Below are 24,582 nucleotides of genomic sequence, written 5' to 3'. Positions count from 1 at the left end.
TTGAAACAAAATAATATTATATTTATCAACAACAAAATCAACATAACAGAATATTATTTCGCTTTATAAATTATTTATTAATAATATTTTACCTTATTAAAAGATTAGATCAAATAATACTGGTTAAAAAAAATAATTCTAGAATAAAATTCTGATTAACTGAAGCAATAAAAAGACCAAAAATTAAGCAACAACTCATAAAAATACGAAAATGATAATCGGAGTACCCAAAGAGATTAAGAACAACGAAAATCGCATTGCACTGACTCCTGCTGGAGCCAAAGAACTCCTAAAACATGGTCATCACGTCTATATTCAGCATACGGCTGGTGAAGGCAGTGGATTCCCAGATGAGGAGTACCTCAGTGTAGGTGCTAAAATTCTACCTACGATCGAGTCAGTGTATGAGATCGCTGAAATGATCATCAAAGTCAAAGAACCTATCGAGCCCGAGTACGATTTGATCAAAGAGAATCAACTACTCTTCACTTACTTCCACTTTGCCTCTCATGAGCCCTTGACCAAAGCCATGATCAAGAGCAAGTCTGTATGTCTAGCCTACGAAACTGTGGAAAAGAATAGGACACTTCCGCTACTCGTCCCAATGTCGGAAGTAGCAGGACGTATGTCCATACAGCAGGGAGCCAAATTCCTCGAAAAACCACTAAAAGGCAGAGGTATACTCCTCGGAGGAGTTCCAGGTGTACGCCCCGCTAAAGTCATGATTCTTGGTGGAGGAGTGGTAGGTACTGAAGCCGCTAAAATGGCCGCTGGTCTAGGTGCAGATGTCACTATATTAGACCTCAGTCTAGAAAGGCTCAGGTACCTAGACGATGTGATGCCTGCCAATGTCAAGACACTTATGTCTAGCGAATACAACATTCGAGAATTGATCAAAGATCACGACCTTATTATTGGTGCTGTATTAGTCCCTGGAGCAAAAGCACCGAAACTGATCACCAAAGATATGTTGAAAGATATGCGCCCTGGTACAGTACTAGTAGACGTAGCAATTGATCAAGGTGGATGCATGGAAACCACTAAACCTACGACACATCAAGACCCGATTTTCATCATCGACGATGTGGTGCACTACAGTGTTGCCAACATGCCAGGTGCTGTGCCATATACCTCCACTTTGGCTCTGACCAATGCGACACTGCCCTATGCAATACAATTGGCTAACAAAGGCTGGCAAAATGCCTGCAAAGAGAATTCGGAATTAAAGCCAGGCCTCAACATCATCAGAGGAGAAGTAGTCTACAAGGCTGTTGCAGAAGCATTTGATTTACCTTACGCGAGTGTAGAAAGTTATCTTTAGACTTGATAAACGGGAATTTCTTTAAGAAACAAAGAGGTTCCCGTTTCAAAGTTCTGCTCACAAATAAAATGTTGTAAACCATTGGTTACGACCAAGTAACGAGCCCTCACAACCTTGTTATACACTGACGCTTGCTTAAACGTCTCTTCAGTTATCTTCACATAACTCGCTTTACACTCTACCAACATTATCGGAGCACCTGATGAACTATAGGCTACAATATCTGGACGTTTACTGAGCTTATTATATTTCATACTCCCCTCCACTTTGAGCAGTGTTCTAGGATAGGACAAGTACTGATTAAGGAATCTCAAAAAATTTTGACGCACCCACTCCTCAGGGGTTAACACAATATATTTCTTACGAAATTCGTCCCAAATTTCATTCCCCTCAGTAGATTCTCGTATATTAAAATTAAAAGGAGGTAAGTTGAGTCGCTCCATAGTTTCTTTGCTCATTTACACACAAACATCAACAATTAATAACCCTGAATCAATGAAAACAAAACAAGAAATAACAGAAAACTGGCTCCCCAGATATACAGGTCTAGAACTAGACGAATTTGCAGAATACATCCTCCTAACTAACTTCTCCAACTACATAGACTTGTTTGCAGAGAAATTCAATGCTCCTATAACTGGAGAAGGTCGCGCGATGCAAACCTCAACGGCCAACAACATCACCATCATCAACTTCGGTATGGGCAGTGCAGTTGCTGCTACCATTATGGATCTACTATCAGCAGTCTCCCCAAAAGCTGTTTTGTTCTTAGGCAAGTGCGGTGGGTTGAAGAAAAAAACACAACTAGGCGACCTTATCCTGCCCATAGCGGCGATTAGAGGAGAAGGGACATCCAATGATTATATGCCCATAGAGATTCCCGCACTCCCTTCATTTAGGCTGCAACGAGCCGTCTCATCTATGATCAAGAAACATGAGTTAGACTACTGGACGGGAACTGTCTACACCACGAACCGCAGAGTATGGGAACATGATAGGAAATTCAAAAAATACTTGAGAAAAATCAGAGCCATGGGCATAGATATGGAAACTGCCACTTTATTCACTGTAGGCTTCATCAACGAAATTCCAAGAGGGGCACTACTACTCGTTTCGGATAACCCCATGACTCCTCAGGGCGTCAAAACAGAGTCCTCTGACAAGCAAGTCACCAGTAATTTCGTGCAAAAGCATCTTCAGATTGGGATAGACTCGTTGATGGAACTAGCCAATTCAGGTGATTCAGTTAAGCACATGCGCTTTGATTAACTAGGATCTCCCCCTTTTTACTAACATATTGGAACTGTAATTCAACCAAACTATATAGTCTTGGATTTAAACAGTTCCGGTATATATTTTCTTCTTAAGAAAACCTGAAAAAGAAAGCAGAGCGATTCCAATCAAAAAATAAAAAACCAAAACCAATGTACTATTCCGCATAGAGCCTGTGAGATATTCTACAAACCCAAATGAAAATGTCCCAAAAACAATTGACAGTTTTTCCACCACATCATAGAAACTAAAGAAAGATGTGTTATCAATCGAATTTTCAGGAATCAGTTTTGAGAAAGTAGAACGAGATATAGATTGAATACCTCCCATCACTAACCCCACGACGAATGCCAGCCCATAAAACTCCAAAGCGGTCTGCGTCTGATAAGCAAAAAGACAAACACCTACCCATATCACTAGCATAATCAGTATTGAAATCCCATTATTAAATCGCTTCGAAACAGCTGCAAAAACATAAGCCCCGAGTATCGCTACAATTTGAATGATGACGATCGTAATGATCAACTTATTCGCCTCTAACCTCAATTCCTTCTCTCCAAAAGATGCCGCCAAATGCATGACCGCTTGCACCCCTGTGCTATAGAAAAAGAAAGCAATGAGGTACATTTTAATCGACGGCATGTCTTTTACCCATCGATACACTTTCATAATCTCCTGGTTACCCCTTTTGAACCAACTTTGCTCGTTCTTGGCAGATTTGTCATCAGACGGCAAGTGATAAAAACTGTACTGAGCAAATACCATCCACCACACACCCACCATCAAAAAAGAAACACGCACAGCCGATGACTTCTCTACAAAACCAAATGACTCATACGACATAATGATACCAAAACTAATAACCAACAAGATCACACTACCGATGTAGCCATAAGCATACCCCCGAGCACTTAGCTTATCATACTTATCCTTAGTCGTAATCTCTGGCAAAAAAGCATTATAAAAAACTAAGCTCCCAGAATAGCCTACTCCTGCCAAAACAGACATAATAATACCGTACTCTACGTTATAACCTCGAAACCAATAGAGTGAAAAAGTAGCTATAGAACCTATCGCAGTAAATATCTTAAGAAACATCAGTCTACGCCCTCCTGAATCCGCTATACCAGACAGCAACGGTGAAATAATGGCGACTATCAAAAAAGCTGCTGATACCGAATAAGAATACAGAACCGTATTCGTCATCTGATGTCCGAAAAACATTACCTGCTCTCCTCCAAACACACTTCGCGTGATACTATTAAAATAGATGGGGAAAATAGTAGAAGTAATGACGAGCAGATACGATGAATTAGCCCAGTCGTACATGCACCAAGCATGCGTTAATTTTTTCAATTCTGTCATAACACAAAAAAGCCTCCTCAAAAAGAGGAGGCTTTTAACTTTATATGAGATTTAATATCAATCCAAACGCTTCAAAGAACTATAAAGTACTTTTCTCGCATTCGCTTCTCTTAACTCTTGTTGTACATCAGTCACAATTCCCATTTTGGCTTCCACATCCACCTTCATCGAAATAGTAATCTGATCTCTTTCTACCTCAGACAATTTATCCTTTTCTTGGTTCACAAACCTAACCACGTCTGTAGCCTCGATAAATACATCGTTAACCTGAATCTTTGGTTGTTCACCATATAAATCCACTTTTGTTGGCTTACCGATATAGATATAACTCACTAGAGACTTTCTTTCTAGTTTACTCAACTGAGTAGACTTAGGTAAAGTTTGCTCTACCATGATTGAAGTTTCTCTAAGTACGGTCGTTACCATAAAGAAAAACAACAACATGAAGATAATATCTGGTAGTGCAGCGGTAGGGATTTCCTGCGTCGTGTTAGAATTCTTCTTAAACTTTGCCATATCACCCTCCTATTTTATTTGGTTCCGCGATCGAAATCGCTCTTGGAATACCCTGTCTTGCCTGCTGATACAATTCCTTTTGTTCAGGATCTTTCTTGTCCAACTGAAGAAACTCTTCAGCAGTCAATCCAATTCTCTGACCATAAATTTCATTGTATGCTGCGTTAATCTCATCCAGTACTTGGATATAGAGTTCGTAACTCGTCCCTCTATCCGCCTTGAATGAAACAACAGCTTCACCAGGTTCGTCCGAAGAATTATCCTTCTTTCCTTTACTATTCACATGACTTCTCAGTGAAGCTGGCAAAGAGTTATAGAGTTCTTTTCCCTCTATAGAAGGCTTTCTGAAATTCAGAATAAAATCCTTAATCATACCTCTCAACTCAGTTACGTCTCTCATAGGCTCATCTTCTACTAGAAGTTTGTCCATGGAATTTGCCTGAATCTTAAAGATATTTCTATCGTTTTTCGTCACCTCCGGAGGTGGCTCATTTGGGTCCGGTTTAGGAGGCAAAAGCATCGCTATTCCTTTGTCGTTCGCTATCGTGGTAGTTACCAAGAAGAAAATCAACAAAAGGAAGGCAATGTCTGCCATAGAACCCGAGTTCACCTCAGCGGCCGGTCTATTTTTGCCTTTCGCCATAATATTATTTTATTGCTTTTGAAACTTCTGTGTATACAATCCCAACCAGTGCTAAACCAGTCAAAACGTACATCATAGTCAACAATCCTCCAATAAACTTAGAGAGACTTGGGCTTAAATCTGCATAAGCAGCAGTAACGTCTGAACCAGAAATCGCCCAAGAAATCAAGAATATCACTAGCAATGCTCCCAATCCAGCTCCAGCTTTCACCAAAGATTTAGGGTCACTTACTGAATTAATAATTGGGAAGACAATGGCTGCTAAGCCTGCCAATATTGTCAACGTATACGATATATATAATGCAACATCTATTGAATCCATCTTCTTATTCTTTTAATGTGAAAATCTTATTTAGAAGCAGAATGCTTAACCAAGATATCTATTAAAGAAATAGAAGCGTCCTCCATAGAGTTGACGAGAGAATCAATTTTAGATACAAGGTAGTTGTAAAACAACTGTAGAATAACCGCAACGATCAAACCACCAACTGTAGTCAAAAGTGCAACTTTAATACCACCAGCAACCAATGCAGGAGATACGTCACCCGCCTCAGCGATAGCATCAAATGCACCAATCATACCGATTACAGTACCCATGAAACCAAGCATAGGAGCCAATGAGATGAATAGAGATATCCAAGTCATTCCTTTTTCCAATTTACCCATTTCAACAGAACCATAGGCAATGATTGATTTCTCTACCATTTCGATACCTTCTGACATTCTCATCAAACCTTGTACAAAGATTGAAGCAACAGGACCTTGTGTATTTCTACATACATCCTTAGCAGCTTCTACTCCACCAGCAGCCAATGCGTCTTCTACTTGAGACAAAAGCTTCTTCGTGTTAGTAGTTGCAAGGTTTAGTGTAATAATTCTTTCGATAGCTACAGCCAATCCGAGGATCAAACATAACAATACAATACCCATGAACTCCCATCCACCTGCGATGAACTGTTCTTTTACAATTTGGTGAAACCCAGGTTTTTCTTCAACATAATCTTCTTCAACGACAGCTACCTCTTCGACAACTTCCTCTTGAATCGGAGCTTCTTCGACTGTACTACTATCACCATCTACTAGTTCTGTAGAATCTCCCTGTGACTCGATCATCGAGTCTTCTTCTGTTTGTGCCATTGACTGAAGGTGTCCCAAAGTAAACACACCCGTCATCATCAATAAAATTACTACTCTTTTCATAGTCCAATTTTTAATAAATCTTCAAATAAAGGTTTTAAAAGTTATCTAAATATGCTTTTCCAAATCACTAAATAGCGCGGAGAGGAAGGGATTCGAACCCCCGGTACCCTTGTGGGGTACACTCGCTTTCCAAGCGAGCACCTTAAGCCACTCGGCCACCTCTCCTCTAACTTTTAGTTTTCTCAAAGCGACAAATAAATTACAAATTATTGCTATATGCAAGGAAGTCCTTACAATTTTGGCAAGCTACTCTAATACGGTCAATTCTCCTCGTATTGCGATATTTAGCTTCTGTTTTATTATATCTACGTTCTGCTCTGTGCCTAACAAATGCATTAGCTTGGCCAAGGCTGCTTCGGTCGTAATATCATGTCCACTGATGACCCCTATATCGTCCAGCATCTTGCTGGTCTCATAACGTCCCTGTACCACACTACCCCCCATACACTGGGATACATTGTAGAGAAATATTCCACGAGCAACTGCATCACGAAGCAGGTTGCTCATCCATTCCCATGTCATCATATTACCTGATCCATAGGACTCTATGACTACTCCTCTTAGTCCTTTGATATTCAATATACTCTTCACTACTTCCTGCGTAATCCCTGGAAAAATCTTCAATACCACTACATTAGGATCTAACTTAGGGTAGTACTCTAGGCGCTGCTGAGTTTCATGTGGTTTCAAGAAAGATTCATTGAAAACAATCTCCACTCCCGATTCAGCCAAATATGGATAATTCTCAGATTCAAAAGCTGCAAAATTGCTACTCCTTATTTTCTGGGAACGATTGCCTTTTAGCAGATAATAGTTAAAGTAAAGCGCTACTTCATTGACCATCGGTCGCCCTTCATTCTTCTTAGAAGCAATCTCTAATGCGGTAATCAAGTTTTCACGTGCATCAGACCGTGTTGCTCCTATAGGTATCTGTGCGCCAGTTAGTATCACAGGTTTGTTTAGCCCCCGAAACATAAAGCTAAGCGCTGAAGCCGTATACGCCATCGTGTCGGTACCATGGAGAATCACAAAACCATCAAATTGGTTATAGTAACTCTTGATTATTTCGGCCATTGCGTGCCAATGCTCTGTATTCACATTAGAAGAATCCACAGGCTCTGGAAACGATATCACTGTCAATTTCAAGTCCAAGCTCTGTAGTTCAGGGATTTTTTCAATAACTAGTGAAAAGTTAAATGGGGCCAATGAACCATCTTCGTCATACACCATCCCAAATGTCCCTCCTGTATAAATCAACAGTATTGAAGACTTGGGCGCTTCTGATGAAGTCGCAATATTTATTACTTTATAATTCTTACTCAATTTGGATTATTTGTTGTTCTCAAATATACACATAGCCGTATCAGTAGTCGCCTCTATCACCTCACTTATATCTATATTTCTTTCGTCGGCAATCTTCTGAGCTACCTGACGAATGTAAGCTGGCTCATTCCGTTTGCCTCGATACGGCACAGGTGCCAAGTAGGGACTATCAGTCTCCAAAACCATCTCATGCAACGAAATATTCTGCATCACAGGCTCTAACCCTCCATTTTTGAAAGTCGCTACTCCCCCAATCCCGAGTTTGAACCCTAGATCAATAATGCGCCTAGCCTGTTCTTCGGATCCCGAAAAACAATGAACGATTCCGAATAAACTTGTATTTCGATATGATTCGAGTAGCGTTATCGTCTCCTCCATCGATTCCCTACAATGAATAACAATTGGTTTCTCATACCTAACGGCTAAGTCGGACTGTATTTTAAAAGCTTCCTTCTGCTGCTCAAACAACGTTTTATCCCAATATAAATCTGTCCCCATCTCGCCGATAGCAACAAAATCTCGCTTAGACAACCAATCCTCTACGATATAAAGTTCTTTCTCAAAATCAGCTTTGACCGAACATGGATGCAAGCCTATCATCGGGATACAATACCCTGGATACAGGTGCTCCATCTCTAACATGGCATCTATCGATCCACTATCTATATTGGGCATATATATGCGATCAACACCTGACTCCTTAGCCTTATCGATCACCTCATCTATATCTTCTTTGAACTGATCTGAATAAATATGTGCGTGTGTTTCTATCATCTGTATTTTCTCCCTTTCCACTCAAATTTTACTGGTAAGACATGCAGTGCAAAAGAAGAAAAATATATCGCTACTTCATATAAATCAATGAAACATATAGAAACAAACCTATTGAATGACAAATTCAATAATTGATTTTTATACAACAGTAACGTTAAGACGAGTGCTTTGGCCAGTATCAAGAGTAGCCATACCGGCTGATAAAAACTCAAAAAAAGCACCAATGGCAAAAACAAAATCTTCACAAAAGCCAATAGACTGTATCGAATTGGCAACTCTGCGACTCCTTGCAACCAACGCATACGTTGTTGAATCACACTTTTGAAACTGATCTCGGCTTGAGTGATAGCTATAGCTTCCACATCATCATTTACACGCACCTCACCTCCTAACCGAATCATCGTTCTCATCAATGACACGTCCTCTACCACCGAATCGGGCAATGACTCGAACCTCACAGCCTCTAGCGTTGACTTGCTCAAACACATATTATTGCCCCAAGCAGTAAGGAACATCCCTCTATCGGATAGCCATTTGATCAAGAGTTGATTTGAAACCCAATCTATGGACTGAAACACACTGAACCATCCAGTTTCTCGGACTTTCGTCAGCCCCAATTGCAGCACTTTACCTTCATCCACACCTCTCAGCATTGTACTGACCCATCCTGACGGAATAGACATATCAGCATCTGTAAACAAAAACACATCCCCTTTAGCTTCTTGGTACAATTTTTTTAAGGTCTGTTGCTTCCCATAGACATCATGATGATAAGAGAATATCCGCCAATGAGACTGTGCATATTCACTAAGGATAGCCAAAGAATCATCATCCGACCCATCATCTCCGATAAGTATTTCAAACTTATCTGTAGGGTAATTCAACTCTTGCAATGACACACATAAGCGTCTCAAATTCGTGGATTCATTTCGAACAGAAATCAATATAGAGACCATCGGGAGCATCTCTTCTTCTACTCCAGACCTCTCTTTCATGCCCCTTTCTGAACTCAATACAATAAGATAGATCAATATGGGTATACACGCGACAACTAAGCTTGTGACTTCTAAAAGACTCATTCCAGCAATTTAAACTGAAAACCTTCGGACTTGGCATATTGAAGATACTTCGGTAAAATTTCACTTAACCGACTGACAGCTTTTTCATTATCATGTAGCACGATAATGTCACCCGCTTGGGTCTTTCTAACCAAAGTATCTAAACAGTCTTGATTAGATTTTTTACTATCAAAGTCTCCAGGCATCATTGTCCACAGAGATAAAGTATACCCGCTCTTTTGCGCAAAACGCCACTGTCGCCATGTCAACAAACCATAGGGTGGCCGATACTGACACGCCAAATGAGAATCATAAGTCGACAACAGCTTTTCAGTCTGCTGAATTTCGTCCCACCATTCTTCCGTGTTTTGAGTTCGTGCACTGACGTGCTTATAACCATGATTCGCAATAACATGCCCCCTTGCAACCACCTCCTTCACCAATTCAGGATATTTTTCGGTTTCACTCCCTGACAAGAAAAAGGTAGCCTTAACCTCAAAATCCGCTAATATAGACAGGATAACTGGTGTAGTTTTGGGGTTTGGTCCATCATCAAAAGTCAAGTATAGTTCATCACTCGCCCCCTTTCCTCGCCACAATATCGAAGGCCATAGCCATTGAATAAACCGAGGTATCCGTTGAAAATAAAAAGGAATCAATGAATTGGCTTTTGCTTCACTGCTAGTAGCGTGATATCATCTCTGTATGCTTTACCTTCTCGAAATTCTTCTACCGCTAAAAGCATCTTTTGATTCAGGTCTGAGGCAGATTGATCGTGATATTCCGCTACGATTGCCTCTACTTTCTCTTCGCCAAACTCACTTCCGTCCAGATTTTCGGCCTCCGTCAACCCATCCGTAAAACAGAACAGATCAAAGCTATCCACGTCACAAATCACCTCCGTCGCGATGAATGGCAAAGGGTTGAACATCCCTAGAACAGTCGTTCCTTTGGTGAGCATACGCAACTTACCTGCAGACGAAACAAGCAACGGTGGATTATGTCCACAGTTGGCATACCGCAGTTCGTGTGTTTCTCTATTGTATAATGCTACAAAAAACGTGATAAATATATCTGCATTACCAGTTCCATTGAGTTGATAATTCAGCTCCGTGACAATCGTCTCCAAATCATCCGTCTGTCGCACCAATGTCCTCAGAGATGCCTGAAAATTAGACATCATCAGTGCCGCTGGCACACCTTTGCCAGATACATCGGCGATGCATACCATGTATTGATCTGGATCTATCAATACATAATCATAGTAGTCTCCGCCTACATTGTGATGTGGTCGATATACAGCATCTATCTCTAATAGGTCTGATTGGGGCAGTGACTTAGGAAACAAATTTTGTTGTACCTGTTGTGCAATCTCCAACTCTCTCGTCAAAGCCTCTTGTTCGAGTTGTTTTCGAGCCAATTTCTTGTTTTCAATCGCAACGATCAGAATATTGGTAATCGCTTCCAAAAAGGTCGTCGGAGACTTAGAGGATATGCCCACCTTAGATTGAGCCACATCCGCTATGAATACCAGTGCTAATAGTTTTTTCTTGTGTAAAACCGGAATCACATACTCAAAATGTTCGCTTTCTTTGAAGTTCCGGTCGATTGCAGAAGTACGGTCTAGGTTTTCAAATGAGGTGAAAGATATCTGATCACAGATGCTCTTCTGTACCCCAAAAACAACCTTATTTTCCCATTTTTCCTCTAGGACAAACAACGCCAACTTCTTAACCTTTAGGTTAGCAAGTAGCGTAAAGTGGTAGATTTTATAGAGAGAGTCTTCGGGCAGGTTATTATTGATCGCCTCTGTCACTTCTAACAGCGAGTTCAATTCCAATTCCCGTAAGTTTGATGCTATTTCCTTTTCAGAACTCATGTAGTGCTCGTATGTGCTTTCAACCCCGTTTTAGTAGCCAAGTAGTGATACTTTCGAAAGTTAATTTCCAAATCCACATCCTTGCTTTCCAACTCCACGTCTGGTTCTTCAAAACACTTGATCCAATCCTTCTTTTGTAATTTGGTAAGTACGGACAATAGTTCATCCTCTTCCATCCCTACACTGGTTTTGAGTTCTTGGAATGAAACCAAAAAATACAATTCATCCAAAACGTCATATTCATGGTCACTCATAATATCTCAGTCAAAGGTCAAATAGGATAGCTTCGACTTCTCCACCGAAACTTCCCAAAATTAGAAGCTATGCCAAAGAATACCACATAAAAGGGATAAATAATTTGGAGACAAAAGACAGTAAAAACAGATAATCTCACGCCTGTCAATGTGCTGGACTTCTTCAAAAACATCCAGTCAGCCAAGAGCTTAACTGCTATACAGCCTATGACCTCCGTCTTGTGATCGAAAAAGAGGTAGAAAGCCAATCCTACAAACAATGCATAAATGGCAAACACAAACAAAGGCATGACCCAAGATAGCAAATCCCTATGGTGCTTCCACTTAGATGCCCAGCGTTTACGCTGGTAGTAGAACTGTCTAACACTCGCTGGAGGCTCTGTTTCCACTCTACCACCCTCCTCTCCAAGAAAAGCAACTCCATCTGGGTAGAATTTCGTAATCTTCCGGAGCAGAAACTCATCATCACCACTCGCGACATGTTCATTCCCTTCAAACCCAGCCACCTTCTTGAAAGCCTTCTTTCTAAATGAGTAGTTGCAGCCATTAATCATACTCGCTTTCCCTAATACCGAAGTAGCCGCTCCTACCCCGACTAAAGCTGTTAATTCTGTATTGAGCAAATTTGTCCAAAACCCACCTCGGTCAAAATATTTGACAGGCCCAAACACCAGCACTTTTTCCTCTAACAGATTAGTAACATGGTTTTCAACCCATCGTTCCCCTACAACTGTATCACCATCTGTACAAATAACAATATCACCTCGCGCAGCAGCATCCACCCCCATAGTTATCGCTGCCTTTTTACCCGTTTTAGATCCTTCTAGCTTCAACAAACACACCCGATCGTCATCTATCGATGAAACGATCTCCGCTGTCCTGTCTGTAGAGTGATCATCTATGACCAGTACTTCTATGTTGTGATATTTATTAGTCAATATTGATTGAACCGTCCTCTGGATGCAAAACTCTTCATTTCGGACAGGAATCAATACTGTAACCCACTCCTCTGAAGGCTGAGTCTTAGTACTTTTGACCCTGCGTAGTGCATTCATCAGCACCAACAATGCTGTGACATATAACAAAACCACGATTATAAGCCCCAGCATCATGACAATCTAGGTCTAAATCTTGAGACATATGCTAAACCTAGCACAGATGGGATCACTATATTAATCAACCACACCACAGCACTACCGACGGATATTAGCATTAAATCAGAAGTAAAAAGAGAGAAAAACAGAACTGCAGAAATCTCCCGCTTCATCAAGTCTCCCAAAATCGTCATATTCGGAATGACAGTTTTGACCAAGAAAACCCAAAAAACGCCTAGCAAAACAACCTGAAAATCCAAACCTATTTCCAGTCCATAAAACACCAAACAGAACTGCACACTAAAAACCGCATATCTTAAAAAAGACAACAACAGGATCGTAACCCACTGCCAAATATCAAAACAAATAAAATACTGATAATACTCCCCTAACCAATCGCTAACACGCTTCCTAGTCAAAAAACCAAGCAGTACCAATGACACCAACCCTACTAAAACCCATTGAAGCCTTCCTGAATCAAACACTTCTACACCCTGCCTCAATAAAAACACAGTAGCCATCCCTCCCAGTACTAGTGTGGGGACCATCTGACTCACTCTTGCCATTGCTAATACAGCAATGGCCTTCATTCTTTGTTCGGACTCAACATCACCCACACGGACAACTGCATCTCCCAAACCTAGAGGTGTGATCATATTCACTGCTCGACCTGCAAGCACCAATTTTAAAACATCAACAAATTTTCGCTTTACCGAAAACTGAGTCATGTATCTCCATTTATATGCTTCCAATCCTAGATTCAAAGGCAGTAGAACCAGTGCGACCGCCAAATAAGAAATCTCTAAATACTCCCACGAATAAGTTCTCCACACCCCATTCTCCAAACGCAACGCTAAAATCACCAACACAGTAACAGGCAGCCCCCACCCCCACAGTAGCTTGGCTATATTCACCCAGGACTGACGAGCACCTGTACTAGTTGATTTCAGAGTTTCCATTAATTGAGCCTTGATTTATAAAAAAGAGGGATCATTTTCTATCTTGCAATGCTATTCAGATCAATGGAAAAAACTAAAGAAAAAATCATATTAGGCATAGACCCTGGTACTACCGTGATGGGATATGGTGTCATATTGGTCACAGGGCAGAAAGTCAAAATATTGCAATTTGGCGTCATCCATTTAACCAAATATACTGCTCACGAAATAAAACTCAAGAAAATATACGAACGCGTATCTTCTATCATCGAGGAGTTTCATCCTGATCATGTCGCATTAGAAGCTCCCTTCTACGGCAAAAATGTACAATCAATGCTCAAGCTAGGAAGAGCGCAAGGGGTAGCAATGGCAGCTGCACTCAACCGAGAAATCCCAATCACAGAATATGCACCTAAAAAAGTGAAGCAATCCGTAACAGGAAATGGAAATGCCTCCAAAGAACAAGTAGCAGCCATGCTCAAATCAATATTAAAATTCCAAGATGCGCCCAAACTTCTAGACGCAACCGATGCCCTAGCAGTCGCACTTACTCACCATTATCAGGGCGGTCGAATGCAGTCCAGTAGCAAAAGCTGGAATGCATTCTTGGCAGACAACCCTAATCGTATAAAGTAACTACCAAGTCGTAGATTTGATTTTTTGAGCAGCTCGCATAATGTCTCTGCGAGATATTTGCCCCTTTAGAACACCATTTTCCGTCACAGGAAATCTCCTAAAATAAGTCGTCAGAAATTCATTCGCACACGACACAACATCAGTATCCATCTCTAGGGTTTTGACATTTTCAGACATGAAATCTTTCACCTTGCCTTTACCACTAGGTATGTTATGATAGGACGATTGCACCAGTACTTTCAAGCAATCTTTTTCTGACAACATCCCTACAAGTTCCCTTTTTTCATTCAGGACAGGCCCGCCAGAAATACGTTTTTTGAGCATAATATCAATAGCCTCTGCAATCTCCATATCAGGTGTAAAAGTCACGAGATCACGCGCCATATAATCTGATATCTTTTCATACTTGACATCTCTTTCTTGCTCTATTTGTACGCCTTTAAAATTCATTACCATAATTGTAGGTTTAAGTGGATGATGATGTTAATAGTACCTATGAGTTTACGGTATTTTGATCTCAAAATCAAGACTTTACATTAAAAGCTTCATTTTAATAGGATTTAACATCTACATTTTGTACTTTGTTAAGATGGGATAGGAAGCCTCTTTTCGAAAGAATGTCTTACCAACTACAATCTAGGCAAGAGATTTAATAAAAATTTAGATAATTCCGACCACCAATTTGATTGAAATCGTATAAAAGGTTAAATTTGCGGGCTTTAAAGCTCATCCCCCACATCAGGGACGACCAAAAAGTCCTAATAATTAAGGAAAAATATATCATATGAGACAGCTTAAGATCACACAATCCATAACTAACAGACGTGAGAGTCACACACTTGAGAAGTACTTTACGGAAGTTAGTAGTGTGCCGATGATTACCCCAGACGAAGAGGTAGAACTCGCACAACGTATCAAACAAGGAGATGATCTAGCTTTAGAAAAATTGGTAAAAGCAAACTTGAGGTTTGTGGTTTCTGTAGCGAAACAGTACCAAAACAGAAGTTTACCACTCAATGACTTGATCAATGAAGGTAACTTAGGCCTTATCAAAGCAGCGAAGAAATTTGACGAAACCAAAGGTTTTAAATTTATCTCATACGCCGTATGGTGGATTCGTCAATCTATTATGCAGGCACTCGCTGAGCAATCTAGAATCGTCAGACTACCGATGAACAAATCTGGTGCGATCAACCAGATCAGAAGAGCATATGCAGAGTTAGAGCAGAAATACGAAAGAGAGCCTACCGAAGAAGAATTGGCAGAAATCCTGGAAATGAAACCAAGTGAGGTTCGAAATACACTCGGTGCTGAGGTAAAGCAAATGTCTATGGACGCTCCTTTTGGGGAAGACGAATCAGGTTCATTGCTTGATGTACTAGAAAACAAAACTACTGGCCCTACTGATGGGCAGATGGTATTCAACGATTCGTTGAAAGTAGAAACCATTAGAGCGCTATCTACCCTGACAGCTAGAGAAAGAGAAGTAGTTAAAATGAGCTTTGGTATCGGGTCTGATAACCCTTTCACCCTAGAAGAAATCGGGGACATCATGGGACTAACCCGTGAACGAGTAAGACAAATCAGAGAAAAGGCGCTCCAAAAACTAAGAGAACCTAACAAAAACCAAAGATTGAAAGAGTTCTGTGCTACCTGATTTAGGTCACTAAAAAAACATCAATTAAAAAAAACCTCAGCATGTGCTGAGGTTTTTTTATGTGTTAACACATAGATGTAATTATTGCAAGATAAAATATAACAATGAACGCCCGATATTGTTATACTTGTAATCAGAATCACTACAAACAAAGCACTATGCCGTTTACTGCCTTGTCGGGGACATTAGGAAAGAAAAGAGCCGCACACTTATTAAGGAGAGCTTGTACAGGCGCATCTATTACTCAGATTGATGAGTTTGCAAGCCTCACCGCGTCAGAAGCCTACCAAAGACTAACTGCTACCGATCTCCCAAACCCTCTCCCTCCTATTGATACAGAAACAGGCTCGGAGTGGATCACTAATGGCCCCACAGATGCGAATGGAGACAATCTATCTACGCTACTCAATGCATGGATGATCGGACAGATGCTCGCCAGTGATGTCGACGAAACTCAGAAACTCTCTTACTCCTTTCGAGAACGCATTGTCTTTTTTATGCATACACTCTTCACGACAAAGCAAGAGAAGGTCAACAACACAAGGTCTATTTACTACCAAAATGCACTATTTAGACATTATGCATTTGACACTAATGACAGAGAGGTCCCTACACCTAATCCTGATCCCGATTCTACAGAGATATTACCTAACACCATATACCCCGTCAATTTTAAGCATTTGACCAAGAAAGTATGTGTAGACAATGCCATGCTAAAATTCCTTGATGGAAGTCAAAACGTAAAAGGAAGCCCCAATGAAAACTATGCAAGAGAACTACTGGAACTCTACACCATAGGAAGAGGTCTAGAAGGGGATATCCCAGAAACAAACACACCAGGAGATTACATCTATTATACAGAAGAGGATGTACAAGCTGCCGCTAAAGTACTCTCTGGTTTTGACACAGATACCAATGTAGAAAATGGCGCATTCAATAATTTAGATATCGAAACCGAACTCCCACGAGGAGTCATCCGAGGTAGTAACATCGCGACACAGCATGATAACACTGTCAAGACCTTTAGTGCTCGGATGGGAAATGCCACCATACAAGCAGACCCAGAGCTCCTACAAGGCAGTAGTCCTACGGAGGAAAGTGTCCTTGATGAAATCAGTCAACTCATTGACCTGATCTATGACCAAGATGAAACAGCACTTCATATCTGCAGAAGACTGTATCGCTTTTATGTATACCACGAGGTAACTCCCACGATCCAAGCAGGTGTTATTCAAGATATGGCTGATATTTTCAAGGCCAATGATTTCAAATTAGCTCCTGTACTCGAAGCGTTATTTACCTCCGAAGAGTTCTATGGTGGCATAGGTGGCGTAACCGACGATGTGTTTGGTAGTATCATCAAATCTCCACTGGATGTCACGCTGGGATTCACCAAAAATTTCAACATCGCTGTGCCTAATTCACAAACTGATACAGCTCGTTTTTACGAATTGACGCGCGCGCTATTAGGAGAAATGGGAGGGCAAGGCATGGACTTTTATGAGCCATTTGAAGTGGCAGGATACTCCGCATACCATCAGTTCCCGCTGTACAATCGCTCATGGATTAGTCCAAACTACCTCACCAACCGGTACAATTTCGTACGCAACCGCATCACCCCTGGGGACCTACAAGACTTAGGAGACATTAGTCCAATTCAATTCGTGCAAAACAATATCCCCGCAGCAGATGCACGAGATGCCAAAACATTAGTCATTTCCTTGATCGAATATTTCCTACCGATGAGTACCGATGCGTCCTTTGATGGTGCATCAACGAGCGAGATGACACAAGAGCGTATGACCTATTTTCTATCGGTGTTCTTAGGCACAATGGATGCTGATCCCGAAGCTGCTTGGACGAGCAACTGGGACAGCCAAACAGACATAGACAAAGCGGACAATCAGCTAGCTAACTTATTCAACGCCATGCTACAGTCTCCAGAATATCAATTGATGTAATCTCTCTGAGTATGAAAAGAAGAAACTTTATCAAGAAACTTGGTTTTGCAGCTGGCGCCCCTATCGCATTTCAAGGGGTGCCGCTTCAAATCCTCGCTGCGCAGCAAGAGTTCCAAAACCTAGCTGCACAAAGCACCAACGACAATGTACTCATCATACTACAGATGCATGGAGGTAATGACGGTCTGAATACCGTCATCCCTATAGAAAAATACGACCAGTATTATAGCAGAAGAGCTAACATCGCCATCCCATATAAATCTGGTAGTCGTACACTCATCCCATTAGACAGCACGGTAGCATCTGCAGATCAGGTCGGTCTTCACCCTGACATGAATGGCTTCAAAGACCTCTACGACAAAGGAAAGGCGGCTATTTTTCAAGGTGTGTCATACGAAAACAACAATGGATCTCACTTTAGAGGTAGAGATATACAATTGATGGGTGGAGGGTCTGACGACTATTTTTCATCTGGATGGATCGGCCGCTATCTTAATCACGAATATACCCCTCTCAAATACCCTGAAGAATTCCCTAACGACACCATGCCTGATCCATTAGCACTGGAAATGGGTAATGACGTATCTCTTCTTTTCCATCAGGAAGGAAACATCCCAACATCAATCTCTCTACCAGGCAACCCAGAAGGATTTGCCAATTTGATAGAAGGGCTGGACGGGTTTACTGACGAAGGATTAGATCCTAGAGGTACACCTCCTGATTTTTTGAATTCTAGCCCTTATGGTAAAGAAATGGACTGGCTACTGAGTTTGGAGGACAAGTCAGAAACCTACATCAAGCGACTTGCTAAAGTATATGAACCGACTAAGGAAAGTGAAGTAGACTATCCAGAAAAATACCCTTACGGAGATTCTAAAAACCACCTAAGTTCTCAACTAAAGCTAATTGCTCGATTATTAAGTGGGGGACTCAAAACCAAAGTATTCTTGGTCAAAATCGGTGGGTTCGATACCCATGCAGATCAAACAACCTCTTACGATCCTACTTTGGGGTCGCATGCTGCACTGCTCTATCACATCAGCTCGGCTATGAATGCCTTTGACGCAGACCTCAGAAGCAGAGGATTGTCAGAACGCGTCATGTCAGTAACCATGTCCGAATTTGGCCGCCGAATCGGATCTAACGGATCATACGGTACAGATCACGGAACTGGCGGGCCAGTCATGATGTTCGGCGCAGGTGTCAATGCTGGTATCTATGGTACTAACCCAGACTTAGATAATCACAATGTCAACATGCAGTTCGATTACCGACAGCTCTACGCTAACCTCCTACATGAGTGGATGGGTGTGGATCAATCTGTAATCCAAAATGACATCTTGTTCGGAGACTTCATCTCAGGGCCAAGCCATGACGGTGGCACCTACGAGCCACTTGATCTAATCAAAGAAGTAATCACAGGAACGGACAGCTACGTAAAGAGCATGTTCCAGATAGAGTCCATCTACCCTAACCCTGCAACGAATTATGTCCAAGCCATAGTGATGGTCAATGATACACAAAATGTTAATTTTGAAATGATCGATTCGTCAGGCAGAGTAGTACGCTCTACGAGACGTCTCATCACGCCAGGCAAGCATACGATCACTTTTCAGCTCACGAATATGATGCCTGGATTTTACTTTATCAAAGCTAAATCACCTAAACTCAATGATACGAAACGCCTTTTTGTTCGCAAGTAAAGCAGCACTAATCGCTGTTCTACTCCTGTCTAGCCAGTCCGTGCTAGCGCAGCGCAATATGAAGCCAAGATTGCCTGGCTCTGAATACCAAAACTTCCTCAAGACACAATGGTGGCTAGGGTTGAAGTTTGGTGCCAATTTCACCCAACCCAACCCTAAAGACAGATACTCATCGGTAACACCGATCAACTACGATACGGAGCTTTTAGAAAAAACCTACGAGAATTTCAGCCAACCAGGAGTGTTAATAGGCTTGGATTTATCCTTCTACCACAAGGGGGTATCTGTTGCCATTACACCTGTATTCAAGCAAATAGGGTATCACTACAAAAGTAACTTAGAGTGGACTGGAGATCTGGATACAGAAACTTTCGAGACTGAATACAGCATAAAGCAAACAGCAAGTTTCATCGAGCTACCTATTTCTCTCCGCTATGAGATAATCAAACAAGGCAAGCTACGCCCCTACATCATGGCCGGGTTTCAATATTCTTTCGCACTCTATGCGAACAAAAAAACGGACATCAAACACACAGACTATATCACCGGTACTCCACAAACCTATGATGGTGGGTCTGTCACGGTAGATGTCAAAGAAGAATTCCAGAACTATTATGGTGCGCTCGCCGGACTCGGCTTTGGGTGGGATGTAGGCAATATCCGAACGGTATTAGAGGTCTCTTATGCCTATGGCCTGAGTTCCATCACCGATACCGACAAACGCTACAGCGAAAACGATCTCGTATCACTCGGCGAGTCTAATGACGAAACGAATATCAATGGTATCAATGCATCTCTTAGTGTCATATTCCCACTACGATACATTGACAACACCTTCTCCTCTCGATAACAATGAAAAACCTAGTATACGCCCTCTTCTTGCTAATCATCCTTGCTGCATGTAAAGACGATGAAATCGATCCTAAAACATCCTTCACCAAAATATACGACAGCTTCAGAAGCGACCAGAGTTACTACCCGATAGATATAGTCGCTACCGAAACGGGTTTTTTGGTTCTCACCAGTCAATCACTAAAAAACACAGATGATGACCGCAATTACTCAGGTGTACAACTCATAGAACTGGACGAAGAAGGAAACTACGTAGCAGAAACCACTCTTAATGCAGAACAATATGACTCACCAATCGGTGACTTCATGACCATAGATGACATGTATTACTTCGTGATGATGGACAACAACAAACGAGCACAGCTTGCCAGTGTTGGTAGCAGCATCGAAAGTCTCGTCATCACCCCACTGAGCAATGGACTTACTTGGCCTCTCGCCGCAAGCCTCAGCACCAATGACAACATCATCCTACTGAGTTTTGATGGGACGGATCAAACCATCATTAGTTTGGTCAACCTCGACGGTACTGCTACGACTAACGCTGCCTACTCTATAGGAACCAACAATGACATAGCAGCCGTGATATTTGATCATTTTACTGATCCAGAGCGGTATGGATTACCATTCTTTTGTGGGCAACTCAGCGAGACGACCTACTACTTCAATGGCATCTATGACCACACGCTGTCTCTCGTATTTACTAACCTAGGGCAAAACCCTACAGGCGTCTGTCAAGGACAAGGAACCGATGGTGGACTCACTGCACTACTCCCCTTGCCGTCTGGCAGCTATTCATTGTTTGGTTATCAGTTCAATGACAACTTCATACAGCCCAACCAGGCTATCGCAAATGATGTGGTGACATCTAGTATCAACTTTATGAATGTCCCCTTCTCGGAATACAAATCTAGAACGCCTGCAAACATCGTGAGTTATGAGCGCAATGGTACCATGTATTCTGTGATAGCAGCCGAAACGCAATCTCGTCAAATTGCGCTCAATGTATTTGACATAGCCACTTCAGAATCAGTTGGCGTATTAAAAATAGGAAATATCAATCCATACACCCTCTCCTCCATCAAGGTAGATGAGGACAATAATCTACTCGTGCTAGGTACAACATTGGTGTCAGGTCGTTTCCCTAGAGTGTTTTTAAAAAAAATATCTGAAAAAGAAATGAGTGATTTGATCCAATAAAATTGATTCTATTATGATGCTTTTAAACCTGAATGAAATGTTTCAATTCAGGTTTAAAAGTTAAAAAAGATAGATGATCAATGTACTAAACAGCATTTTACTAGATGTAAGATTTTAACCCATTGGGTTAAGCTATAACTGACATTAAGCTCCAAAGAAAACCCAACTCCTATTAACGATTACGCATTTCCCTATTGACTCCCAGTCATACTATTTATAAAAATAGTACAATTACCATAAATCACACCTACCGCTTCCGCCTCACTCCAAAAAGAACCACTACTTTTTCTTACCCCGAAACACAAAAATACCTGTTTTCAGGGATGGGTGTCTATCAAACTGATTAAGAAGCTCGAAAAATCACGCAACCAATTCAACCATAAAACACTGTAAAACAATATTTTAACTAACAATTAACAGTTTCGAAACAAACACACTACAGGCTCACTAGGATATTTATACTATTACTATTCTAAGATTATATTTGACTTAACCACTCTCGACGTTTCAAGCCACACCCCTTATCACCTAGCCGCCTACTCTAAGCTTGATTAATACAATTTAACTTTCTACTTTCACTATATGAAAAACATTATAAAAATACACGTAAGTGTGTTTTTGATTGGGTTCTTTTTCAATGCTCAGGGCCAAGCTCAAGATGTATTTTCAGAAAGTGTTTTGATAGAGATTGATCAGTTGATCGTTGATGAAACCCTATCAAAAAGCGGTAGAGATTTTTACGACATGTTCTATACCAATTGGAACTGGCCAGACGTAGAAGATTCCTTTATCATCCATATTAAAGAGCGACCAGCAAGAAGTAATAGTACACAAGTACAAGTTTATGTAAACGAACTACTTGTATTCGAAAGTTTTTTACAACCAAGGCATGATTTTTTGGTTGAGCTTTCAGACCAGGCCAGCTATAACGCATACAATTATGTAATACAGTATCGAGAGGTACTGGAGCAACTCGAAGGAGATGACATGACTGGAACAGGCTTATTCTGAAAATAGAAAGATTATAAAATGAACCACCTAAACACCAAATTCACTATGCTGATCGGCATACTCTGGATGACTATGTCCGGACTACAGGCGCAAGACTTTGTCTACAAGCCTATCAACCCAGCATTCGGAGGAGATACTTTCAACTACAACTGGCTACTGAGCTCAGCTCAAGAACAAAATCAGCATCAAAACCAAAGTTCCTTGAGTGATACAGACCTTGATAATTTCGAAGAAAACCTAAACAGACAAGTCCTCAATTTACTCTCCCGTGAACTAACAGGTGACTTATTCGGTGAAAACGGATTAGAAAATGGCCTTTACAGTATAGGCTCCTTCGAAATAGAAGTATCATCCAACACCGATGGAATCAATGTATATGTAGTCAACACCAGTGATGGTAGCGAAACCCTAGTAACAGTCCCCTATTACTAATCAATATTCCTCAAAGCCAAAAACCTAAGAAATTCACTCTACACTAAACACATGATCAATCGCCTCATTATATATGGAATTGTTGCGACTATGGCTAGTTGTGCCCCACTGGTACATCAGCCTGTCAAAGTAACTCAGGCGGAGCAGGGAGAAGAAAGCGCACGCTACCAACATCTAACTAGCCTGCCAGTACCCAAAGAAAAAATCGTAGCGGCCGTCTATAAATTCAGAGACCAAACGGGGCAGTACAAAATGTCAGAAGTAGGCTCCAACTGGTCTACGGCTGTCACCCAAGGTGCTACTTCCATTTTGATCCGAACCATGGAAGAGTCAGGCTGGTTCGTACCGATAGAGAGAGAGGGACTACCTAACCTGCTAAACGAGCGAAAAATCATCCGCTCTAGCAGAGCCACCTATGGCAACCAAGACACACAAGGAGATCTTCTTCCACCATTATTGTACGCCGGTGTTCTGTTAGAGGGTGGTATCATTTCCTTTGACAGCAATGTCCTCACCGGGGGCATAGGTGCTAGATACTTGGGTATGAGTTCGTCTGGACAATACCGAGAAGATCGCGTCACAGTCTACTTAAGAGCTGTTTCTACCATCAATGGAAAAATCCTAAAGACTATCTACACCTCCAAAACCATTCTCTCCCAAAAAGTAGACATAGGCGTATTCAAGTTCGTCGCTCCACAAAAATTACTAGAAGCAGAAACGGGATTCACCTACAACGAACCCGCTGAAATGGCTGTGCGAGAAGCCATCGAGCAATCCGTCATTGGCCTCATCGTCGAAGGAATAGAAGAAGGAATTTGGGAAGCAGAATCCACCGAATTCGTAGACAACACTACCATATCAGAATACAATCAGTCCAAATGGAGCGTACAACGCAGAGACCAGTTTGGTAGCATCACCAAAGAACGCAGAAGCAACTTCGGCATGAGTATCGGTGCTGGGGGCAACCAAATGTATGGAGACTACTACAAAAGAGAAGTGAAACCCAACGCCTACTTTGGACTCCAGTTCTTTAGCACCAACCCAGTCAGTATAGGTATAGACAGCTACTACGGACAGCTCGGCATCTCCGAAGCTTACGAGTTCTACGCCCTCACCAATAGCGCTTCTATCACCTATAGGATGCTAAACGGCTATCGCGCTACGCCATACCTCAAAGTCGGCATAGGCGCTACTACTAACATGACAGATGACTACAGCATGCAGTTTCAAGTCACAGGGAATTTTGGGATCGAATACATGCTATCTGACCACATAGGTTTATTTGGTCAGTATAGCTATATCAATCTATTTGGAGACAGTTTTGACAACATAGAACAAGGAAAGTACAACGACTACATCATGGGCGGTCATATTGGACTTAACTTTTATTTGACACAAAGAAGAGAAAAAATCAATCGAAGAAATCGATCTAGCAAGAGTGAATCTTACAAAAGGTAGATCTGGTTTTGAGAGAGTATAGTAAGCAGCAATTATTC

Annotated in this window: 26 protein-coding genes and 1 tRNA gene; 11 read left to right on the top strand and 16 right to left on the bottom strand. The window is 41.4% G+C overall.

The window, feature by feature from the left end:
* The first annotated feature begins 211 nt into the window (after positions 1-211).
* On the top strand, positions 212-1,321 hold the full coding sequence (gene ald, locus BGP76_RS02055) for an alanine dehydrogenase (RefSeq protein WP_119843425.1): 1,110 nt from the start codon (positions 212-214) through the stop codon (positions 1,319-1,321).
* Here ald and BGP76_RS02050 read toward each other — a convergent pair.
* A complete protein-coding gene (locus BGP76_RS02050; protein WP_245816792.1) occupies positions 1,318-1,779 on the bottom strand; it encodes a type I restriction enzyme HsdR N-terminal domain-containing protein in 462 nt (153 codons plus the stop codon). The two genes, ald and BGP76_RS02050, sit on opposite strands and share 4 nt — an antisense overlap.
* Positions 1,780-1,816: 37 nt before the next feature.
* Here BGP76_RS02050 and BGP76_RS02045 point away from each other — a divergent pair, with 37 nt between their 5' ends.
* The gene (locus BGP76_RS02045) at positions 1,817-2,590 is read left to right on the top strand and encodes an AMP nucleosidase (protein WP_073119738.1); all 774 of its coding nucleotides are present in this window, start codon (positions 1,817-1,819) and stop codon (positions 2,588-2,590) included.
* A gap of 66 nt (positions 2,591-2,656) precedes the next feature.
* Here BGP76_RS02045 and BGP76_RS02040 read toward each other — a convergent pair whose 3' ends face one another.
* The 14 genes from BGP76_RS02040 to BGP76_RS01975 all read right to left on the bottom strand — a co-directional run bounded on the left by BGP76_RS02040 (position 2,657) and on the right by BGP76_RS01975 (position 13,658).
* Entirely contained in the window at positions 2,657-3,958 is a 1,302-nt protein-coding gene (locus BGP76_RS02040; RefSeq protein ID WP_119843424.1) for an MFS transporter, read from the bottom strand.
* A 57-nt stretch (positions 3,959-4,015) separates the two neighbouring features.
* Positions 4,016-4,474 (bottom strand): biopolymer transporter ExbD, encoded by a 459-nt coding sequence (locus tag BGP76_RS02035; protein ID WP_073119742.1) that lies wholly within the window; start codon positions 4,472-4,474, stop codon positions 4,016-4,018.
* Position 4,475: 1 nt separating this feature from the next.
* Positions 4,476-5,117, bottom strand: coding sequence for a biopolymer transporter ExbD (locus BGP76_RS02030; RefSeq protein WP_073119744.1), 642 nt, complete (start codon positions 5,115-5,117; stop codon positions 4,476-4,478).
* Positions 5,118-5,121: 4 nt separating this feature from the next.
* Positions 5,122-5,439 carry a hypothetical protein gene (locus tag BGP76_RS02025; RefSeq protein ID WP_073119746.1) on the bottom strand — a complete coding sequence of 106 codons (318 nt, stop codon included), beginning with the start codon at positions 5,437-5,439 and terminating at the stop codon, positions 5,122-5,124.
* Positions 5,440-5,465: 26 nt separating this feature from the next.
* Positions 5,466-6,317 (bottom strand): MotA/TolQ/ExbB proton channel family protein, encoded by an 852-nt coding sequence (locus BGP76_RS02020; RefSeq protein WP_073119747.1) that lies wholly within the window; start codon positions 6,315-6,317, stop codon positions 5,466-5,468.
* Between the two features lie 77 nt (positions 6,318-6,394).
* Positions 6,395-6,482 (bottom strand) — tRNA-Ser (locus BGP76_RS02015).
* 81 nt (positions 6,483-6,563) lie between these two features.
* Entirely contained in the window at positions 6,564-7,640 is a 1,077-nt protein-coding gene (locus tag BGP76_RS02010) for an asparaginase (RefSeq protein WP_073119749.1), read from the bottom strand.
* Positions 7,641-7,646: 6 nt separating this feature from the next.
* The gene (locus BGP76_RS02005; protein ID WP_119843423.1) at positions 7,647-8,414 is read right to left on the bottom strand and encodes a TatD family hydrolase; all 768 of its coding nucleotides are present in this window, start codon (positions 8,412-8,414) and stop codon (positions 7,647-7,649) included.
* Positions 8,411-9,409, bottom strand: a complete 999-nt coding sequence (locus BGP76_RS02000) for a glycosyltransferase (protein ID WP_158584003.1) — start codon at positions 9,407-9,409, stop codon at positions 8,411-8,413. The genes BGP76_RS02005 and BGP76_RS02000 overlap by 4 nt, the downstream gene beginning before the upstream one ends.
* Positions 9,410-9,489: 80 nt before the next feature.
* Positions 9,490-10,131: a polysaccharide deacetylase family protein gene (locus tag BGP76_RS01995; RefSeq protein ID WP_119843421.1), complete on the bottom strand. Its 642-nt coding sequence runs from the start codon at positions 10,129-10,131 to the stop codon at positions 9,490-9,492.
* Positions 10,128-11,312 carry a PP2C family protein-serine/threonine phosphatase gene (locus tag BGP76_RS01990; protein WP_255416031.1) on the bottom strand — a complete coding sequence of 395 codons (1,185 nt, stop codon included), beginning with the start codon at positions 11,310-11,312 and terminating at the stop codon, positions 10,128-10,130. Before BGP76_RS01990 ends, BGP76_RS01995 begins: the two co-directional genes overlap by 4 nt.
* Positions 11,313-11,347: 35 nt before the next feature.
* Complete coding sequence (locus tag BGP76_RS01985; RefSeq protein ID WP_073119758.1) at positions 11,348-11,605, bottom strand: hypothetical protein; 258 nt, start codon at positions 11,603-11,605, stop codon at positions 11,348-11,350.
* A 17-nt stretch (positions 11,606-11,622) separates the two neighbouring features.
* Positions 11,623-12,717, bottom strand: coding sequence for a glycosyltransferase (locus BGP76_RS01980; RefSeq protein ID WP_119843419.1), 1,095 nt, complete (start codon positions 12,715-12,717; stop codon positions 11,623-11,625).
* Complete coding sequence (locus BGP76_RS01975; protein ID WP_119843418.1) at positions 12,714-13,658, bottom strand: lysylphosphatidylglycerol synthase domain-containing protein; 945 nt, start codon at positions 13,656-13,658, stop codon at positions 12,714-12,716. Before BGP76_RS01975 ends, BGP76_RS01980 begins: the two co-directional genes overlap by 4 nt.
* Before the next feature lie 63 nt (positions 13,659-13,721).
* On the opposite strand from BGP76_RS01975, the gene ruvC reads away from it, so the two are divergent.
* The gene (gene ruvC, locus BGP76_RS01970; RefSeq protein WP_119843417.1) at positions 13,722-14,273 is read left to right on the top strand and encodes a crossover junction endodeoxyribonuclease RuvC; all 552 of its coding nucleotides are present in this window, start codon (positions 13,722-13,724) and stop codon (positions 14,271-14,273) included.
* Here ruvC and BGP76_RS01965 read toward each other — a convergent pair whose 3' ends face one another.
* The gene (locus BGP76_RS01965; protein WP_245816794.1) at positions 14,274-14,729 is read right to left on the bottom strand and encodes a CBS domain-containing protein; all 456 of its coding nucleotides are present in this window, start codon (positions 14,727-14,729) and stop codon (positions 14,274-14,276) included.
* Between the two features lie 328 nt (positions 14,730-15,057).
* Here BGP76_RS01965 and BGP76_RS01960 point away from each other — a divergent pair, with 328 nt between their 5' ends.
* The 8 genes from BGP76_RS01960 to BGP76_RS01925 all read left to right on the top strand — a co-directional run bounded on the left by BGP76_RS01960 (position 15,058) and on the right by BGP76_RS01925 (position 24,544).
* Positions 15,058-15,930 (top strand): RNA polymerase sigma factor RpoD/SigA, encoded by an 873-nt coding sequence (locus BGP76_RS01960; protein WP_073119767.1) that lies wholly within the window; start codon positions 15,058-15,060, stop codon positions 15,928-15,930.
* A 158-nt stretch (positions 15,931-16,088) separates the two neighbouring features.
* Positions 16,089-17,891 (top strand): DUF1800 family protein, encoded by a 1,803-nt coding sequence (locus BGP76_RS01955; protein ID WP_158584001.1) that lies wholly within the window; start codon positions 16,089-16,091, stop codon positions 17,889-17,891.
* Between the two features lie 11 nt (positions 17,892-17,902).
* A complete protein-coding gene (locus BGP76_RS01950) occupies positions 17,903-19,594 on the top strand; it encodes a DUF1501 domain-containing protein (protein ID WP_073119770.1) in 1,692 nt (563 codons plus the stop codon).
* Positions 19,563-20,444 (top strand): outer membrane beta-barrel protein, encoded by an 882-nt coding sequence (locus tag BGP76_RS01945; protein ID WP_073119772.1) that lies wholly within the window; start codon positions 19,563-19,565, stop codon positions 20,442-20,444. The genes BGP76_RS01950 and BGP76_RS01945 overlap by 32 nt, the downstream gene beginning before the upstream one ends.
* Before the next feature lie 2 nt (positions 20,445-20,446).
* Complete coding sequence (locus BGP76_RS01940; RefSeq protein WP_119843415.1) at positions 20,447-21,643, top strand: hypothetical protein; 1,197 nt, start codon at positions 20,447-20,449, stop codon at positions 21,641-21,643.
* A gap of 582 nt (positions 21,644-22,225) precedes the next feature.
* Positions 22,226-22,654: a CsgE family curli-type amyloid fiber assembly protein gene (locus BGP76_RS01935; protein ID WP_073119775.1), complete on the top strand. Its 429-nt coding sequence runs from the start codon at positions 22,226-22,228 to the stop codon at positions 22,652-22,654.
* A gap of 18 nt (positions 22,655-22,672) precedes the next feature.
* Positions 22,673-23,086 carry a curli production assembly/transport component CsgF gene (locus BGP76_RS01930; protein WP_119843414.1) on the top strand — a complete coding sequence of 138 codons (414 nt, stop codon included), beginning with the start codon at positions 22,673-22,675 and terminating at the stop codon, positions 23,084-23,086.
* A 51-nt stretch (positions 23,087-23,137) separates the two neighbouring features.
* Positions 23,138-24,544, top strand: a complete 1,407-nt coding sequence (locus tag BGP76_RS01925) for a CsgG/HfaB family protein (protein ID WP_119843413.1) — start codon at positions 23,138-23,140, stop codon at positions 24,542-24,544.
* The last annotated feature ends 38 nt before the right edge of the window (positions 24,545-24,582 follow it).

Origin of the sequence: Reichenbachiella sp. MSK19-1 (assembly GCF_003590315.1) — a bacterium.
In the GTDB taxonomy this organism is placed as follows: Bacteria; Bacteroidota; Bacteroidia; order Cytophagales; family Cyclobacteriaceae; genus Reichenbachiella; species Reichenbachiella agariperforans.
This window is presented reverse-complemented; position numbering and strand designations above follow the sequence as displayed.